Source organism: Bacillus sp. AMCV2, from assembly GCF_056033925.1.
The window spans coordinates 1,506,239-1,523,418 of record NZ_JBVYIB010000002.1; the positions used below are offsets into that span (position 1 = coordinate 1,506,239).

A 17,180-nucleotide genomic window follows, 5' to 3' on the forward strand; every position below is an offset into this window, starting at 1 on the left:
AGCTGGCTGGTTTGGGTGTATAAGTGTTTTCTCTCTGTTTTATCATGGAATCATTTCTCTTGCCCTGCATTCATGGTATACTTTTATTGATGATAGACATGATGGAGGATAATAAATGATTGCTGTAAATAATGTAAGCTTGCGGTTTGCGGATCGCAAGTTATTTGAAGATGTTAATATTAAATTTACCCCAGGCAACTGCTATGGGTTAATTGGTGCAAACGGTGCCGGTAAATCAACGTTTCTAAAGGTGCTGTCAGGCGAAATCGAGCCTCAGACAGGCGACGTGAATATGAGTCCTGGCGAGCGTCTTGCCGTCTTGAAGCAGAACCATTTTGAGTACGAAGAGTATGAAGTGCTGAAAGTGGTCATTATGGGCCACAAACGCCTGTATGAAGTCATGCAGGAGAAAGACGCTATTTACATGAAGCCTGATTTCTCAGATGAGGATGGGATTCGTGCTGCTGAGCTAGAAGGTGAATTCGCGGAACTGAACGGTTGGGAAGCGGAAAGTGAAGCTGCGATCCTGTTAAAAGGCCTTGGTATCTCAGAAGATCTGCACACAAAAAAGATGGCAGACCTCGGCGGTTCGGAGAAGGTAAAAGTTCTCTTGGCACAGGCATTATTCGGCAAGCCGGATGTTCTGCTGCTCGATGAGCCAACGAACCACCTGGACCTTCAGGCAATCCAGTGGCTTGAAGAGTTTCTAATTAACTTTGAAAACACAGTTATTGTCGTGTCCCATGACCGTCACTTCTTAAATAAAGTATGTACGCATATTGCCGACCTTGATTTTAACAAAATTCAAATCTATGTCGGAAACTATGATTTCTGGTACGAGTCAAGCCAGCTGGCGTTAAAGCTTTCTCAAGAAGCGAACAAGAAAAAAGAAGAGCAGATTAAACAGCTTCAAGAGTTTGTCGCTAGATTCAGCGCCAATGCGTCTAAATCTAAGCAGGCTACATCAAGAAAGAAACTTCTCGAAAAAATCACGCTGGATGATATTAAACCGTCTTCCCGCCGCTATCCTTATGTTAACTTCACGCCGGAACGGGAAATCGGAAATGATGTTCTTCGCGTGGAAGGCTTAACAAAAACAATCGATGGCGTAAAGGTGCTTGACAATGTCAGCTTTATTATGAATCGAGAAGATAAAATTGCTTTCACTGGCCGAAACGAACTTGCTGTGACTACGCTGTTTAAAATCATTTCCGGGGAAATGGAAGCTGACAGCGGAACGTTTAAATGGGGTGTTACCACATCTCAAGCGTATTTTCCAAAAGACAACAGCGAATATTTCGAAGGCAGTGATCTGAACCTTGTAGACTGGCTTCGCCAATATTCTCCGCACGACCAAAGTGAGAGCTTTTTACGCGGCTTCTTAGGACGCATGCTGTTCTCTGGAGAGGAAGTCCACAAAAAAGCAAACGTACTCTCCGGGGGAGAAAAGGTCCGCTGTATGCTGTCGAAAGCGATGCTTTCTGGCGCCAATATTTTAATTTTGGATGAGCCAACTAACCATTTAGACCTAGAGTCCATTACAGCGCTCAATAACGGCTTAATCAGCTTTAAAGGCGCTATGCTGTTTACTTCCCATGACCATCAGTTTGTGCAGACCATTGCCAACAGAATTATAGAAATTACACCTAACGGCATCGTCGATAAGCAAATGAGCTATGACGAGTTCCTTGAAAATGCTGATGTGCAGAAAAAATTGACTGAACTATACGCGGAATAAAAAAAGCAGAGATTTCTCTGCTTTTTTTGATACCTAAATATGAAAGGAGATCACAACATGAAATTTTTGGTTGTCGGAGCAGGTGGAGTAGGCGGGTATATTGGCGCACGGCTTTCGGAGAAAGGAAATGATGTGACATTTCTTGTGCGCCAAAAAAGAGCTGAGCAGCTGAAAGAAACCGGGCTTGTCATCCATAGTGAAAAAGGGAATGTATCATTTCAGCCCGAACTAATCAGTGCAGGAGAAACAGGGCAATTTGATGTCGTTATCATTGCTTCTAAAGCATACTCGCTTGGCCAAGTGATAGACGATGTCAAACCATTTATCCATCAGGAATCTGTCATGATCCCTTTCTTAAATGGGTACCGCCACTATGAGCAGCTATTTGCGGCATTTTCAAAAGAACAGGTGCTGGGCGGCCTGTGTTTTATAGAAAGTGCTTTAGACAACAAAGGAGAAATTCATCATACGAGCGCATCGCATCGTTTTGTATTTGGAGAATGGAACGGCGAGCGTACGGAGCGAATAAGAGCGCTTGAAGAGGCATTTTCAGGTGTGAAGGCTGAAGTCATCATTAGCGGGCATATCGAGAAGGACATTTGGAAAAAGTATCTCTTTATTGCAGCGCAAGCGGGGATCACAACGTTATTTCAACGACCGCTTGGCCCAATCCTCGCCACAGAAGCCGGACGTCACACGGCCCAAACTCTTATTGGGGAAATTTGCGCTGTTTTACGAAAAGAAGGTGTTCCGGCTGATCCGGATCTTGAGGAAGAGAGCTTTCGTACGATGACCAGCATGTCTTATCATATGAAGTCCTCCATGCTTCGGGATATGGAAAACGGCCAAACGACAGAAGGCGACCACCTGCATGGATTTTTGCTTGAAAAAGCTAAACGTTTATCTCTCGCTGCACCAGTATTAGAAACCGTTTATGCGAATCTGCAAATGTATGAAGCAGAAAAATAAAAAAAGGAGGCGGAAAAGCCTCCTTTTATTTACTTAAAAAGCCCAATTTCCGTTTCTGAAGATAGGCTCTCTTTTCCCGTCTGCCGTAATTCCGTCAATATTCATATCCTTAGAACCGATCATAAAGTCCACGTGTGTAATGCTTTCATTTAGGCCTTCTTTAACAAGCTCTTCACGAGACATCTGCTTTCCACCTTCAATATTAAAGGCATAGGCGCTTCCGATCGCCAAATGATTTGACGCGTTTTCATCAAACAGCGTGTTATAGAAAAGAATGTTTGATTGTGATATAGGCGAATCGTAAGGAACAAGTGCCACTTCACCTAAATAGTGAGAACCTTCATCTGTTTCCACCAGTTCTTTTAAAATATCCTCACCTTTTTCAGCTTTAATGTCGACTATACGGCCATTTTCAAACGTCAGGGTGAAATTTTCAATAATATTTCCGCCGTAGCTTAATGGTTTTGTGCTTGATACCACTCCGTCAACCCCGTCTTTTTGCGGCAGCGTGAACACTTCTTCTGTCGGCATATTGGCCATAAACTCATGGCCGCTTTCATTCACGCTTCCCGCACCTGCCCAAACATGCTTCCTAGGCAGCTTAATTGTTAAATCAGTTCCTTCAGCTTGATAATGTAAGGCAGCGTAATGTCTCTCGTTCAAATGGTCAACTTTTTCATGAAGATTTTGGTCATGATTGATCCACGCCTGAACCGGGTTGTCTTCATTTACGCGCGTCGCTTTAAAAATTTCTTCCCACAGAAGGTGGATCGCTTCCTCCTCTGATTTGCCAGGAAACACCTTGTGAGCCCAGCCTGCTGAAGCCGCACCTACGACAGTCCAGCTGACTTTGTCTGATTGAATATATTGTCTGTATGTATGTAATGCTTTGCCTGCTGCTTTTTGGAATGCCGCAATTCGTTTGGAATCTATACCTTTTAGCAAGTCTGGGTTTGAAGACACAACAGAAATGAAAGCAGCTCCATTTTTGGCAAGCTCTTCTCTGCCTTTTGCTTCCCATTCAGGATATTCTTCAAATGCTTCAAACGGCGCTAGTTCGTATTTTAATTTGGCGACTTCGTCATCCTGCCAATTCACGGTGACGTTTTTTGCGCCCTTTTCATATGCGTGTTTTACAATTAAACGGACAAAATCCCGGACGTCTGTTGAAGCATTTACGACTACATACTGGCCTTTTTGGACATTAACACCGACTTCTACCGCCAGCTGTGCATATATATTTAATTTCTGTGAAAATGAATCCATGAATCATTCCTCCAAGCTTTTTTCTCATCATATCAAATATGATCCTATAAAGGAAAGAAGGAGCCCAAAGTGAAAAACCCAAAACGACACGTCTTGGGTTTATTCAATATTATGGATGATTCAGTTTTACAGTGCCGCCTGCAGGCGAATGGGGCATATTTGCCAAAGAAATGCTCATGCCTCCAAGAATAATTCCGCTTAAAATGGCTGCGATCGCTACTCTTCTTCCTAAATCTCTTAGCATCTGTTTCCTCCTTAACGTTTCTCCATTTCCCACAATATGAAGGAAGTGAGGAAAAAAGAAGCAAGAAATTTGCCGCGTGTGAGAATTTTGCGGGTAAAGACTATTTAATTGCCTTTTGCAGCTTATCAATCACTTCTAAAGAACGGCCTGTGCCGATTGCTACAGATTCAAGCGGGTTTTGCGCCACGTGTACAGGCACGACAATCTCTTCTGTGAGCCATTCTTTAATTCCATTAAGGAGCGCGCCGCCGCCTGTTAAAATAACGCCGCGATCAACAATATCTCCGCTCAATTCAGGCGGACAGTCCTCAAGTGTCGCTCTGATGGCTTCAAGAATATGCAGGAGGGATTCACGCATTGCATCTTGAATTTCGTTGGATTGAAGCATAATGGTTTTTGGAAGACCTGTCACGAGGTCGCGTCCCCGAATTTCCATTGCCTCTGGTATATGTTCAATCAGAGCATGGCCAATTTCCATTTTTACCTGCTCAGCTGTGCGTTCGCCGATCAGCAAATTGTATTTTTTACGGACGAAAGAAACGATATCCTCATCAAGCTGGTCTCCGCCGATCCTGATAGAATGGCAGGAAACAACGCCGCCGAAGGAAATAATAGCGACCTCTGTCGTCCCTCCGCCGATATCTACTACCACATTGGCAACCGGCTCATCAACCGGTAAATCCGCTCCGATGGCGGCTGCGACTGGCTCTTCGATTAAATGAACGTTTTTCGCGCCGCAATTTTTCACCGCGTCACTGATGGCGCGGCGTTCTACTGCTGTTGAGCCTGACGGTGTGCAAACGACTACGTTCGGTTTTCTGAACGACATGCCGATGCTTTTTGCGGCTTTTTTCATAATGTGCTTTAACAGATCAGTTGTCATATCATAGTCTGCGATCACGCCATCTTTCATCGGTCTGACAGCGACAATTTTTCCCGGTGTTTTACCGATCATGTTTTTCGCGTCAGCTCCGATTGCAAGCACTGCTTTTGTCGTCGTATCCACTGCGACAACAGATGGTTCATTTAGGATAATCCCTTTATTTTTGCTGTAAACAAGTATATTAGCTGTTCCTAAGTCAATCCCGATTTCAGTTGATTGAAACATGTTTTCACCCAATCTCTATCCTAATTTAATATGATTCTACATTTAAAGTTTCTCAGAAATACTGCGATTTTTGGGGGTGTGCGTCGGTAAAGAAATGTTTTTGTAAAAAATCAAGGAACTGTGTAACAGAAGTAATACATTTTTCGGTTTTATGGAAAAAATATCTTGTAATTCTTATAGAAAGCGGGAAACTTTTTCAAAGTTTCATTCGTCTACGATATATTGAGGTACATCCTTAAAACATTACATGAGAAAAGAAACATTTAAAGGAAGAAGGGTTTTTATGAAATCAATAGGTGTTGTGAGAAAAGTAGATGAATTAGGCCGCATTGTCATGCCGATTGAGTTGAGACGGGCATTGGATATTGCCATAAAAGACAGCATTGAGTTTTTTGTTGACGGAGATAAAATTATCTTGAAAAAGTACAAACCTCATGGCGTTTGTTTAATGACTGGAGAAATCACTTCAGAAAATAAAGAATACGGCAACGGTAAAATTACGCTAAGCCCTGAGGGTGCACAGCTGCTTCTCGAAGAAATTCAAGCCGCTTTAAAAGAATAAAATCATGCTAAAAAAGGCGGAGCGATATCATCTCCGCCTTTTTTGCGTGCCAATTTTTGATTACCGCCGCCTAAGATAAGACATCAAGATATTTGGTAATGAATGATTTGGGATACTTTACATATTTTACTCAATTATTTGTCGAAGAATGGTACAATAAGTAGAGAAACACAAGCGGCAGGTGGTCATATGAGAAAATATCAAGCTCGTATCATTTCCATCATTTTGGCAATGATTTTTATAATGTTTTGGGATTATTTATTTTATTATATAGGCAAAAATCCGATTAATTGGCCTGTTGATATTGTGTATACTGCAGTCACGCTGGTAAGTGTATGGATGCTGGCTTATTATATTGATGAGAAACAGCAGCTGGTTAAGAAAATGAAGGATAACGAATGGAAGTATAAACAGCTTTCTGAAGAAAAAAACCGCATCATGGATAATTTGCAGGAAATCGTATTTCAAACGAATGCAAAAGGCGAAATTACATATTTAAACCAAGCGTGGGCATCAATAACCGGCTTTTCAATCAGTGAATGTATGGGAACAATGTATAACGATTACTTCATAAAAGAAAAGCATGTAGCCGACCACATTAACACCCAAATCCAAAACAAAGCGTCTTCTGGCATGTTTACGGCAAAATACGTGACAAAAAACGGCACGATTTTTTGGGGAGAAGTTCATTATAAACTTTACTATGATCGGGATGACCAATTTACAGGCAGCCTGGGTACAATGTCAGATATCACTGAGCGGAAAGAGGCTGAAGATGAGCTCATTGAGATTAATGAACGGCTGGCGAGGGAATCCCAGAAACTATCAATCACAAGTGAACTTGCCGCAGGTATTGCTCATGAGGTCAGAAACCCTTTAACATCTGTCAGCGGTTTCCTCCAGATTATGAAAACACAATATCCGGACAGAAAAGACTATTTTGACATCATCTTTTCAGAGATTAAAAGAATCGATTTAGTGCTCAGCGAGCTGCTGCTGCTTGCAAAACCGCAGGCAATCACATTTAAAACACACCAGCTTAATGAGATCTTGAAACAAGTCACGACATTGCTTGATACCAATGCAATTCTGTCCAATATCGTCATAGAGAAAAATTTCAAAGAGACAGATGGCTGTATGATTAATGGAGACGAAAATCAGCTGAAGCAGGTCTTTATCAACATCATTAAAAACGGAATTGAGGCAATGCCAAAGGGCGGTGTCGTAACCATTTCAACTGCTAAAACCGCCTCTCATGCAGTGATAAGCGTAAAGGATGAAGGAAACGGCATGCCGCAGGAAAAGCTGAAGCAGATTGGCAAACCTTTTTATTCAACAAAAGAAAAGGGCACTGGACTGGGACTTCCCATTTGTTTGAGAATCCTGAAGGAACATGACGGGGAATTGAAAATCGAAAGTGAAGCTGGAAAAGGCAGCGTCTTTCAAGTGGTTTTGCCTTTAAAATCAGACAGCTGAGAGGAGAAAAATAAAGTGAGCTCGCTTCTGTTTGTATACGGGACATTAAGAAAGCATGAAAAAAACCATCATTTGCTGGCACAATCGGCATGTATCAATGAGCAGGCGAGAACAAAGGGAAGTTTGTTTGCTGCAAAAGAGGGGCCCACAGCTGTTTTAAATGGTGAAGGCTATATATACGGCGAAGTATATGAAGCAGATGAATTGTGTATACATAAGCTCGATCAATTTTTTCAAGGATATCATAAACAAACGGTGTTTGTAGTAACGGATGTCGGGATTAAAAATGCACTTATTTATTTTATGAACAAAGAAGGGTGTGCCGGTTTTACGAAAATAAGCAGCGGCGACTGGAAAGAACATCAGATGATCAGCAAATCGAAAAATCCCATTTATTATTTTGCCTATGGATCATGCATGGATAATGCCCGCTTTCAAAAAGCGGGAGTCGATCACTATTTTCAAGATCCAGTAGGAAGAGCTGTTTTAAAAGGATACACAACCCGCTTCACGCTAAAAAGGGATGACGGTTCAAGAGCGGACATGTTGGAAGACGGAGGAACAACAGAAGGCGTTTTATACCGTATTCCTTATTCTGCTCTCTCCTATCTATATAAAAGGGAGGGCGTCGAATCTCTTACGTATCGGCCGGCATTTGTAGACGTTGAAGCTGGCGGTAGGCACTATAAAGACTGCTTAACCTTTCTCGTCCTCCAAAAAGAAGCGGAAATTGCCCCGCCTCAGCACTATCAGATTGAAATCGAACGCGGAGCGGAGCTGTATTTGTCGCCTGAGTTTACTGAAAAGCTCAAGCGGCATATGAATTCGCTGCCAAAAGGATAACACTGTAACAAAAGAATATGATAAAATTTGATCAATATCATGTCATATAAAGGAGCACCACGATGAAAAAAGAATTTGCGGTAATTGGGCTGGGCCGTTTTGGTGGCAGTATTTGCAAAGCATTAAGCGAAGAAGGCGTCGAGGTTATGGCAATGGATATCGATGAAGATAAAGTTAACGAGTATGCCAAGATTGCATCTCACGCAGTTATCGGTGATTCGACAGACGAATCTGTCCTGAAAAATTTAGGCCTGCGAAATTTTGACCACGTTATTGTAGCAATCGGGGAAAATATTCAAGCGAGTATTTTAACGACACTCATTCTGAAAGAACTTGGCGTCCATACGATTACAGTTAAAGCGCAGAACGATTATCACGAAAAAGTGCTGTCTAAAATTGGCGCGGATCACATCGTCCACCCGGAACGCGATATGGCAAAACGAATTGCGCATAATATCGTGTCCAACAATGTACTTGACTATTTGGAGCTGTCTGAAGAGCATAGTCTTGTTGAAATCGTAGCCAACAGCCGTCTGGCTGGAAATACACTTCTCGATTTAGATATTCGCGCAAAATACGGTATTAACATCGTAGCCATAAAAAGGGGCAAGGAAGTCATCGTATCACCGCTTGCAACCGAAGTCATCCACCAAGAAGATATACTCATTGTTATTGGATCAGTTACAGATATCTCCCGTTTCGAAAAAAGAGTTCTTCATACTAAATAGCAGTCAAATAAGCCGTCCTCAAAGGGCGGTTTTTCGTATTATCAGAATATAACAACTTTAATGAACTGAGCGCCAATTTCTTAAAATTTCATTGACTAAGCACAGGCGTTCCGATAGCATATTGTACCATATAATAAAAAAGAGGAGGGGCCTATTTGAATAAAGAAGCGCTAGTCAATAGGCTGAATGCTTCAGCCAAAAGACAAAAAGCTGATATCGTCATTAAGAACGGAAAAATCATGGACGTATATAATCAAGAATGGATATATGAAGATATTGCGATTACAGATGGAGTTATTGTAGGCCTCGGTGAGTATGAAGGCGAAAATACTATTGATGCAGAGGGACAAATGATTGTTCCGGGTTTTATTGATGGACATGTACATATTGAGTCATCAATGGTTACACCGATTGAGTTCGCTAAAGCAGTGTTGCCTCATGGCGTGACGACGGTTGTTACAGATCCTCATGAGATCGCGAATGTGTCTGGTGAAAAAGGGATTGTGTTTATGCTTAAACAAGCTCGGCATACACCGCTGAATATCCATTTTATGCTTCCTTCCAGTGTGCCTGCCGCAAGTTTTGAGCGATCAGGCGCAATTCTCAAAGCTGCCGATCTCAAGCCTTTTTATGAAGAAGAAGAAGTATTAGGGCTGGCTGAAGTTATGGATTATGTGTCGGTTCATCAGGCTGAAGAAGACATGGTTCAGAAACTGCTCGATGCCCGTGTTGCAGGAAAAAGGATAGACGGTCATTTAGCTGGTTTATCAACAGACCTCATTAACATTTACAGAACCGCATTTGTCTTAAATGACCATGAAGTAACATCGAAGGAAGAAGCCCTTGATCGTATCAGAAGGGGCATGTATGTCATGATGCGTGAAGGATCAGTCGCCAAAAACACGCTCAATGTGCTGCCGGCGGTAAATGAAAAGAACGCACGCCGGTTCTTTTTCTGTACGGATGATAAGCATGTGGATGATTTATTGTCAGAGGGAAGTGTAAACCATCAGGTAAAAATGGCGATTCAAGCCGGACTTAATCCGTTTTTAGCCTATCAGCTAGGAAGCCTCAATGCAGCCGAATGCTATGGATTAGATACAAAGGGAGCGATTGCCCCGGGTTTTGACGCTGATTTGCTCTTTGTATCTGATCTGGAAAATGTCACTGTCACAATGACGATGGTAAAAGGGCAGACTGTTGCTGAAGACAGCAAAGCGGTCTATCAGGATCATGCTTCAACTGCAGCACCAGATCAGGCACTGCTTGATTCTGTTAAGCTTGCTGCTCCTCTTAACAAACAGGATTTTCATATGCCAATCAATTCAGAGCAGCAGATCAATGCCATTCAAATCATACCAAATCAGCTTGAAACACGATTAGTACAAGTTCCGGCTCCTGATGCCCGCGAATTTGAGCCTGACACTGAGTTTGATTTGTTAAAGATTGCAGTTGTCGAGCGGCATAAAGGATTAAAAGAAACCGGACTTGGTGTTGTGAAAGGTTTTGGATTCAAGAGCGGAGCGATTGCCACAACCATTTCACACGACTCCCATAATATTATTGCCGTCGGAACGAATGATGAGGATATCGCGGCGGCAGTTAATAAGCTGCAGGAAATTGGCGGAGGATTAACGATTATAAAAAATGGGGAAGAGCTCCATTCAGTACCGCTACCGATTGCAGGGTTATTATCCGACCAATCTGCAGAGCAAGTGAATCAAAGCTTGCTGACGCTGCATGATAAATTGCCGTTAATCGGTTTCACAGGCGGATTTAATCCATTTTTGACATTGTCGTTTTTAGCGTTGCCTGTCATTCCTGATATTAAAATGACGACTAAGGGATTATTCGATGTAAAATCATTTCAACACATATCACTGCAATAAAAAGAGGCACTCCCTTAGGGAGTGCCTCTTTTTTAAACCTCCATAATGATCGGCAGGATCATTGGACGGCGCTTTGTTTTTTCGTACAAGAAAGGCGCAAGAGTGTCTGTAATCTCGTTTTTGATTTCAGACCATTGAGTCGTTTTTCGTTCCATTACTTTTTGTAAGTGATTTGAAATGAGCTCTTGAGCGTCGTTGATCAAGTCGCCAGATTCTCTCATGTACACAAATCCTCTGGAAATCAAATCTGGACCCGCTGAAATCTTGAAGTCGTCCATGTCAATGCTGACAACAACGATGACAAGTCCTTCTTCAGAGAGAATTCTGCGATCACGAAGTACGATATTGCCAATATCACCGATACCGCTTCCGTCAATGTACACTGAACCGGACGGGATTTTTCCTGCAACTGAAGCCTCATCGCCTTTAAGCGCTAATACTTCACCATTATCCATGATAAAGCAGTTTTCCTCTGGGATGCCACAATCTGTTGCAAGCTTGACATGCATCTTTTGCATTCTGTACTCACCGTGAATCGGCATGAAGAATTTAGGCTTGATTAAACGAAGCATCAGCTTCTGTTCTTCCTGTCCGCCGTGACCGGATGTATGGATATCGTTAAGAGGGCCGTGAATAACCTCAGCACCCGCACGATACAGCTGGTTGATTGTTCGACTCACGCTGATTGTGTTGCCTGGGATAGGGGATGAAGAAAATACGACTGTATCCCCAGGATTGATTGAAATTTGGCGGTGTGTGCCGTTTGCAATTCTTGATAACGCCGCCATTGGTTCCCCTTGGCTTCCTGTACATAAAATTGTTACTTTATTAGCAGGCATACGATTGATTTCGTTATGCTCAATAAACGTATTTTTAGGACAGTTAATATAACCGAGTGTCTGTCCAATTTCGATAGCCGATTCCATACTGCGTCCAAATACGGCAACTTTTCTTCCATTTTGTACAGCAGCTTCAATTACCTGCTGCAAGCGGTGAATATTCGACGCAAATGTAGCGAAGATAATTCGGCCGTCCACCTTGCGGAAAATGTCATGAATGCTTTCTCCTACACGGCGCTCAGACATAGTAAACTCCGGATTTTCACTGTTTGTGCTGTCTGAAAGAAGGCACAAAACGCCTTCTTTACCGATTTCGGCCATTTTCGTTAAGTTTGCCGGCTCGCCGACTGGAGTAAAGTCGAATTTGAAATCCCCAGTATGTACGATGTTTCCGGGCGGCGTTTTTACAACAATGCCGTAGGAATCCGGAATACTGTGTGTTGTTCTGAAGAATGACACAGCCGTTTTGCGGAACTTTACAATATCATCCTCGCCGATAATGTTCAGTTTCGTCTGTCTCAATAAACCATGCTCTTCAAGTTTATTCCGAAGTAAGCCGATCGCGAGTTTTCCGCCGTATACAGGAATATTCACTTGTCTGAGCAGGTATGGAATACCGCCGATGTGATCTTCGTGCCCGTGGGTGATAAAAAGCCCTTTAATTTTATCTTCGTTTTTGACTAAATACGTATAATCAGGGATGACGTAGTCAATTCCGAGCAGTTCGTCCTCGGGAAACTTGATCCCCGCATCAATCAGTACAATTTCATCCTGGAATTGCACCGCGTACGTATTTTTACCGATTTCGCCCAAACCTCCGAGGGCGAAAACAGCAGTCTGATCATTTTTTACAAATTTCATACCGCTCATAACTCCAATACTTTAAAATTTTCGCTCTGTTGTTCATATTCTAAGAATGCACCATCAACAGGTGTAATAAACTCAATATTAAATTTCTTTTCTTTCAGCTTTGTTCTGACGTCACGCTCAGATACGCCTTCAATATAAAGTGAATCTGTCTTTTCCCGAACAGGTACTTCGTCAGCCTTCTCTTGATAAAATACCTTATAAATCATTCCAAATCTCTCCTTAAATGCCGTATGTTAGACTCGCTCATTCTATTATATTCGAAAACGGAATATAAGGAAAGCCTTGAGCAAAATAAGGATCTCTCAAAAAGTGAAAGATCCCTTGTCAGGCAATTGCTTTCTTGCGGAGCATTCCGTTCCATTGTCTTCTGAGTTTTTTTCTTAATTTACGCAGCATTAGCCAGTTCCTCCTTTATTAAAATATTTGTCCCAGAGTTCTTTTATAAAAATAGTATACGGAGATTGAGGAAGACTTTTCGTGGTTATTAATGGAATTTAATATGATTTTTGAACGAAATTGTTTGCTGAATGACAATCTTTTTGTATGATGAGGGTGGGAATTGCAGACCAAGACGATAAAGGGGAAGTTGCGATGGATTCTAAATTAATCTTTTTTGATATTGACGGCACAATATATGATCATGATAAGAATATACCGGAAAGTACGAGAAAAACCGTGGCGGAGCTGCAGCGCCAAGGGCATCATGTGTTTATTGCCAGCGGCCGGTCTCCATTTTTGGTTAAGCCGATTTTGGAGGAGCTGGGCATCCACTCATTTATTTCCTACAATGGACAGTTTGTTGTCTTTGAAAATCAAGTGATTTATAAAAATCCGCTGTCTGAAGATGCAATTAGGCGATTATTAAAGCAGGCGGATGAAGGCAAGCATCCTGTTGTGTTTATGGCTGAGGACACGATGAAAGCGACTGTTGCGGATCACCCTCATGTTCTCGAGGGAATCGGCAGCCTTAAAACCGATTACCCAGAGACCGATGACCTTTTTTATGAAGGGAAAGAAATTTTTCAGCTTCTTTTATTTTGTCAGGATGAAGAAGAAAAAGCCTATGCCGCTTTTCCTGAGTTTGATCTAGTTCGCTGGCATGAGCTATCGACTGATGTTCTGCCGCACGGAGGTTCGAAGGCAGAAGGAATCAAAAAAGTGATTGAGCGTCTTCCGTTTGATATCGGCGATACATATGCTTTCGGCGACGGATTAAATGATCTGCAAATGATTGAATATGTAGGGACAGGCGTTGCTATGGGAAATGCTGTTCCCGAACTGAAAGAAATCGCGGACTTTGTAACAAAGCCGGTGGACGAGGATGGAATTGCATACGCTGTCAAAGAATTGGGCCTTTTAAAATAAAGAAACGGCTGGCATTGTGCCAGCCGTTTTTCTATTAGCGCTCAATTGCGATTGCATTTTCAGGTTCTTTGAAAGGATTTTCCTTATCAATATGATCATAGAACATAACGCCGTTCAAATGATCGATCTCATGCTGAAACACAATAGCCGGAAATCCTTTTAAACGAATATCAATATTTTCGCCTTCTAGTGTTGTTCCTTTTACTCTGATGCGAGCATAGCGGGGAACATAACCGGGAATCGCTTCATCTACAGAGAGGCAGCCCTCGCCGCTTGTTAAGTAGCTTTTTTCAACTGAATGGCTGACGATCTTAGGATTAAACAGAGCATAGCTGTATAATTTACCGGAAGCATCTTCCGCATGAACGGCGATCATTCGTTTTTTGATATTAATTTGAGGAGCTGCGAGTCCTACGCCAGGGCGCAGCTTGTATTTTTCGGCTAATTCCGGATTTTGGCTGTTTTTAACAAATTCGATCATGTCGGCCAGCTGCTGTTTTTCTGCCTCAGTTGGAGGCAGAAAAACAGGTTCGGCAGTCTCTCTGAGGGCTGGATGGCCGTCACGTACGATGTTTTCCATAGTAATCAAGAAACTTCACTCCTAAAGCTTAATATGTAAATTATATCGGATTTCTTCACAAAGGTGCAACGAAACGAATGACCAGCCGTATATGGCTGGTCAATTTCATGCTGTGTGGTTAGCAACAGCCTCCGCCTAAATAAGCAGCTCCGACAATGATTAACAGAATGAATAAAACAACGATTAGCGCAAAGGTGCGGCCGTAGCCATATCCGCAGCCACCATATCCGTAACCACCATAACTGCAGCAGCCTCCGCCGTAACCATATCCATACATATTACATAACCTCCTCTTTTAATTACGCCAGAGCCTTTATAAGTAGGCATAGCGTCTAATATAACCTATGTAAAAACAAAAAAATTGTATGGTCATCTGTCCTGATTTTTCACTTTTTTGATTTAATTTCAGTATTGCATTAATACAGCACGACTATTGCCAAATGTCCCCATGGATTCTATAGTAGAAATTGTCAAGATTGGGGGATTTAACGTGAAAGACGCAATAAAACGGCGGCCTGGAATGAAGATCGGAGCTTTTTGTGCCATGGCACTGATATTAACAGGATGCATGGGACAGGACCCGGTTGATTCACTTCATCATTCATTAGAAAAAGCCGCGGAATCGGAAAAGCCGTTTCAAGAAGAACAAAAAACACTCAAAGAATTAGAGGCCAAAGAAAATCAGCTTTACGATAGTGTTATGAAGCTCAATATGGATGATTATAAAAAAATTGTTGCTTTATCTAATAAGGCGCTTGAAAATGTCAGCAAGCGCGAAGAACACCTAAAGCTTGAAAATGACAGCATGAAAAAATCGGAAACAGAATTTGAGGAAGCAAAAACGTCAGCGGAACATATTAAGGAAAAAGACATAAAAGAAAAGGCCGATGCCGCAGCAAACCATATGGAGAAAAGATATACATCATATGGCACCATGTATAAAGAGTATAAAAAAGCGCTTGAGCTTAATAAAAAACTGTATATGCAGCTGAAAGACAAAGATTTGACAAGAGATGGTCTGGATCAGCAGATCGATAAAGTCAATGCTTCTTATGAAAAGATCCTTAAATATAGCGGAGAATTTAATGAACAAACCGAAAAATATAATAAAGCCCGGGAAGATTTATATGATGCTGCAGGCTATCGTGTGAAAAAGAGCTGACTCGATCAGCTCTTTTTTTGAATGAAATGCGATTCGGATTTCGTTCAAAATTTTCATTTCTATTGTAGTACAGTATAGTGAGGTATACTAGTACAGTTTTGGGTGCGGTTGGCATCTGTTTTTTTGTTGAAAATGTAAAGCGAATACATTTATTGAAAATCAGCGATGAAAACGATTGACGGTTCTTCTTTATTTGGTGTAAACTAATCCATGTTAAGCGGTGTTGTATTAGTTTTTTACAACTTCGAAATAATACAGTTCAAAGCAGAGTGTAACTATCCTACATAAAAGGTTTTGGCAAACTGGGGATCGGCTAAAATATAATACGACTTACTGCTGATACTTTAGGGTACCCTAAGTTTGTATGTATAAAAGGAATGCACGTCTAATGACTGTTTAAAAGAAAGGAAGAGGTGACTTAGTATGGCTGCAAAAACGAAAAAAGCTATCGTTGACAGTAAGAAGCAATTTGATGCCATTAAAAAGCAGTTCGAAACGTTCCAAATTTTAAATGAAAAGGGAGAAGTCGTGAATGAAGCGGCGATGCCTGATTTAACTGATGATCAATTAAAAGAGCTAATGCGCCGCATGGTATTTACGCGTGTGCTTGACCAACGCTCTATCTCATTAAACCGTCAAGGACGTCTCGGATTTTACGCTCCTACTGCGGGTCAAGAAGCTTCTCAGATTGCAACGCATTTCGCGCTTGAAAAAGAAGACTTTGTTCTTCCTGGATACCGTGATGTGCCTCAGTTAATTTGGCACGGCCTTCCATTATATCAAGCGTTTCTTTTCTCTCGCGGACATTTCAGAGGAAACCAAATGCCTGATGATGTGAATGCCCTTTCTCCACAAATCATTATCGGTGCTCAATACATTCAAACTGCCGGTGTTGCGCTAGGTCTTAAAAAACGCGGTAAGAAAGCTGTCGCAATCACTTACACTGGTGACGGCGGAGCTTCTCAAGGGGACTTCTACGAAGGAATTAACTTTGCCGGAGCTTATAAAGCACCTGCAATCTTCGTGGTACAAAACAACCGTTACGCGATTTCAACTCCTGTTGAAAAACAATCTGCAGCTGAAACAATTGCACAAAAAGCTGTAGCTGCCGGTATTGTCGGCGTACAAGTAGACGGAATGGATCCGCTTGCTGTATACGCAGCAACTGCTGAAGCACGCGAGCGCGCAATCAACGGCGAAGGTCCAACACTAATTGAAACACTTACATTCCGTTATGGCCCGCACACAATGGCTGGTGACGATCCTACTAAATATCGTACAAAAGAAATCGAAAATGAGTGGGAACAAAAAGATCCGCTTGTACGTTTCCGTGCGTTCCTTGAAAACAAAGGCTTATGGTCTGAAGAAGAAGAAGCAAAAGTAATTGAGGATGCGAAAGAAGAAATTAAGCAAGCGATCAAAAAAGCTGATGCTGAACCGAAGCAAAAAGTAACTGATTTAATGAAAATCATGTACGAAAAAATGCCTCACAACCTTGAGGAGCAATTTGAAATTTATACACAGAAGGAGTCGAAGTAAGC

Annotated in this window: 17 protein-coding genes; 10 read left to right on the forward strand and 7 right to left on the reverse strand. The window is 41.9% G+C overall.

All coding sequences use genetic code 11. The features are described from left to right. Window positions 1-115: 115 nt before the first annotated feature. The gene (locus tag AC0OMA_RS08000) at window positions 116-1,738 is read left to right on the forward strand and encodes an ABC-F family ATP-binding cassette domain-containing protein (protein ID WP_015383555.1); all 1,623 of its coding nucleotides are present in this window, start codon (window positions 116-118) and stop codon (window positions 1,736-1,738) included. Window positions 1,739-1,795: 57 nt separating this feature from the next. After that, window positions 1,796-2,707 (forward strand): ketopantoate reductase family protein, encoded by a 912-nt coding sequence (locus tag AC0OMA_RS08005; protein WP_251218379.1) that lies wholly within the window; start codon window positions 1,796-1,798, stop codon window positions 2,705-2,707. Window positions 2,708-2,740: 33 nt separating this feature from the next. Here AC0OMA_RS08005 and AC0OMA_RS08010 read toward each other — a convergent pair whose 3' ends face one another. The 3 genes from AC0OMA_RS08010 to mreBH all read right to left on the reverse strand — a co-directional run bounded on the left by AC0OMA_RS08010 (window position 2,741) and on the right by mreBH (window position 5,325). After that, window positions 2,741-3,973, reverse strand: a complete 1,233-nt coding sequence (locus AC0OMA_RS08010) for an aminopeptidase (RefSeq protein WP_015383558.1) — start codon at window positions 3,971-3,973, stop codon at window positions 2,741-2,743. Window positions 3,974-4,082: 109 nt separating this feature from the next. Then, complete coding sequence (locus AC0OMA_RS08015; protein ID WP_003238865.1) at window positions 4,083-4,217, reverse strand: protein YkpC; 135 nt, start codon at window positions 4,215-4,217, stop codon at window positions 4,083-4,085. Between the two features lie 100 nt (window positions 4,218-4,317). Continuing rightward, a complete protein-coding gene (mreBH, locus tag AC0OMA_RS08020; RefSeq protein ID WP_003245743.1) occupies window positions 4,318-5,325 on the reverse strand; it encodes a cell shape-determining protein MreBH in 1,008 nt (335 codons plus the stop codon). A 283-nt stretch (window positions 5,326-5,608) separates the two neighbouring features. Between mreBH and abhA the strand changes: the two genes are divergently transcribed. From abhA to ade, 5 genes are all read left to right on the forward strand, one after another. Beyond that, window positions 5,609-5,887: a transcriptional regulator AbhA gene (abhA, locus tag AC0OMA_RS08025; RefSeq protein WP_003244728.1), complete on the forward strand. Its 279-nt coding sequence runs from the start codon at window positions 5,609-5,611 to the stop codon at window positions 5,885-5,887. Between the two features lie 189 nt (window positions 5,888-6,076). Next, the gene (gene kinC / locus AC0OMA_RS08030) at window positions 6,077-7,363 is read left to right on the forward strand and encodes a two-component sensor histidine kinase KinC (RefSeq protein WP_024572114.1); all 1,287 of its coding nucleotides are present in this window, start codon (window positions 6,077-6,079) and stop codon (window positions 7,361-7,363) included. Between the two features lie 15 nt (window positions 7,364-7,378). Continuing rightward, window positions 7,379-8,206 carry a gamma-glutamylcyclotransferase family protein gene (locus AC0OMA_RS08035; RefSeq protein ID WP_047182559.1) on the forward strand — a complete coding sequence of 276 codons (828 nt, stop codon included), beginning with the start codon at window positions 7,379-7,381 and terminating at the stop codon, window positions 8,204-8,206. Window positions 8,207-8,268: 62 nt separating this feature from the next. Then, complete coding sequence (ktrC, locus tag AC0OMA_RS08040) at window positions 8,269-8,934, forward strand: Ktr system potassium transporter KtrC (RefSeq protein ID WP_003222311.1); 666 nt, start codon at window positions 8,269-8,271, stop codon at window positions 8,932-8,934. Between the two features lie 155 nt (window positions 8,935-9,089). After that, window positions 9,090-10,823, forward strand: a complete 1,734-nt coding sequence (gene ade / locus AC0OMA_RS08045) for an adenine deaminase (RefSeq protein WP_047182560.1) — start codon at window positions 9,090-9,092, stop codon at window positions 10,821-10,823. Between the two features lie 32 nt (window positions 10,824-10,855). Here ade and rnjA read toward each other — a convergent pair whose 3' ends face one another. Both rnjA and rnpZA read right to left on the reverse strand, forming a co-directional pair. Continuing rightward, window positions 10,856-12,523: a ribonuclease J1 gene (gene rnjA, locus AC0OMA_RS08050; RefSeq protein ID WP_003245660.1), complete on the reverse strand. Its 1,668-nt coding sequence runs from the start codon at window positions 12,521-12,523 to the stop codon at window positions 10,856-10,858. 5 nt (window positions 12,524-12,528) lie between these two features. Continuing rightward, window positions 12,529-12,738 (reverse strand): RNA polymerase subunit omega 1, encoded by a 210-nt coding sequence (gene rnpZA / locus AC0OMA_RS08055; RefSeq protein ID WP_003222303.1) that lies wholly within the window; start codon window positions 12,736-12,738, stop codon window positions 12,529-12,531. A gap of 385 nt (window positions 12,739-13,123) precedes the next feature. On the opposite strand from rnpZA, the gene AC0OMA_RS08060 reads away from it, so the two are divergent. Beyond that, a complete protein-coding gene (locus tag AC0OMA_RS08060; protein ID WP_322839594.1) occupies window positions 13,124-13,897 on the forward strand; it encodes a Cof-type HAD-IIB family hydrolase in 774 nt (257 codons plus the stop codon). 34 nt (window positions 13,898-13,931) lie between these two features. Here AC0OMA_RS08060 and def read toward each other — a convergent pair whose 3' ends face one another. Both def and AC0OMA_RS08070 read right to left on the reverse strand, forming a co-directional pair. After that, window positions 13,932-14,486 (reverse strand): peptide deformylase, encoded by a 555-nt coding sequence (gene def / locus AC0OMA_RS08065; protein ID WP_322839595.1) that lies wholly within the window; start codon window positions 14,484-14,486, stop codon window positions 13,932-13,934. A 109-nt stretch (window positions 14,487-14,595) separates the two neighbouring features. Further along, window positions 14,596-14,754, reverse strand: a complete 159-nt coding sequence (locus AC0OMA_RS08070; protein ID WP_003232317.1) for a YjcZ family sporulation protein — start codon at window positions 14,752-14,754, stop codon at window positions 14,596-14,598. 213 nt (window positions 14,755-14,967) lie between these two features. On the opposite strand from AC0OMA_RS08070, the gene AC0OMA_RS08075 reads away from it, so the two are divergent. After that, the gene (locus AC0OMA_RS08075; RefSeq protein ID WP_322839596.1) at window positions 14,968-15,639 is read left to right on the forward strand and encodes a YkyA family protein; all 672 of its coding nucleotides are present in this window, start codon (window positions 14,968-14,970) and stop codon (window positions 15,637-15,639) included. Between the two features lie 423 nt (window positions 15,640-16,062). Then, window positions 16,063-17,178, forward strand: a complete 1,116-nt coding sequence (gene pdhA, locus AC0OMA_RS08080; RefSeq protein WP_003222294.1) for a pyruvate dehydrogenase (acetyl-transferring) E1 component subunit alpha — start codon at window positions 16,063-16,065, stop codon at window positions 17,176-17,178. Window positions 17,179-17,180: the final 2 nt, after the last annotated feature.

Bases quoted from the DNA above. Each gene is read 5' to 3' on its own strand.
- AC0OMA_RS08000 (WP_015383555.1), top strand. From the start codon at position 116: ATGATTGCTGTAAATAATGTAAGCTTGCGGTTTGCGGATCGCAAGTTA.
- AC0OMA_RS08005 (WP_251218379.1), top strand. From the start codon at position 1,796: ATGAAATTTTTGGTTGTCGGAGCAGGTGGAGTAGGCGGGTATATTGGC.
- AC0OMA_RS08010 (WP_015383558.1), bottom strand. From the start codon at position 3,973: ATGGATTCATTTTCACAGAAATTAAATATATATGCACAGCTGGCGGTA.
- AC0OMA_RS08015 (WP_003238865.1), bottom strand. From the start codon at position 4,217: ATGCTAAGAGATTTAGGAAGAAGAGTAGCGATCGCAGCCATTTTAAGC.
- mreBH (WP_003245743.1), bottom strand. From the start codon at position 5,325: ATGTTTCAATCAACTGAAATCGGGATTGACTTAGGAACAGCTAATATA.
- abhA (WP_003244728.1), top strand. From the start codon at position 5,609: ATGAAATCAATAGGTGTTGTGAGAAAAGTAGATGAATTAGGCCGCATT.
- kinC (WP_024572114.1), top strand. From the start codon at position 6,077: ATGAGAAAATATCAAGCTCGTATCATTTCCATCATTTTGGCAATGATT.
- ktrC (WP_003222311.1), top strand. From the start codon at position 8,269: ATGAAAAAAGAATTTGCGGTAATTGGGCTGGGCCGTTTTGGTGGCAGT.
- rnjA (WP_003245660.1), bottom strand. From the start codon at position 12,523: ATGAAATTTGTAAAAAATGATCAGACTGCTGTTTTCGCCCTCGGAGGT.
- rnpZA (WP_003222303.1), bottom strand. From the start codon at position 12,738: ATGATTTATAAGGTATTTTATCAAGAGAAGGCTGACGAAGTACCTGTT.
- AC0OMA_RS08060 (WP_322839594.1), top strand. From the start codon at position 13,124: ATGGATTCTAAATTAATCTTTTTTGATATTGACGGCACAATATATGAT.
- AC0OMA_RS08070 (WP_003232317.1), bottom strand. From the start codon at position 14,754: ATGTATGGATATGGTTACGGCGGAGGCTGCTGCAGTTATGGTGGTTAC.
- pdhA (WP_003222294.1), top strand. From the start codon at position 16,063: ATGGCTGCAAAAACGAAAAAAGCTATCGTTGACAGTAAGAAGCAATTT.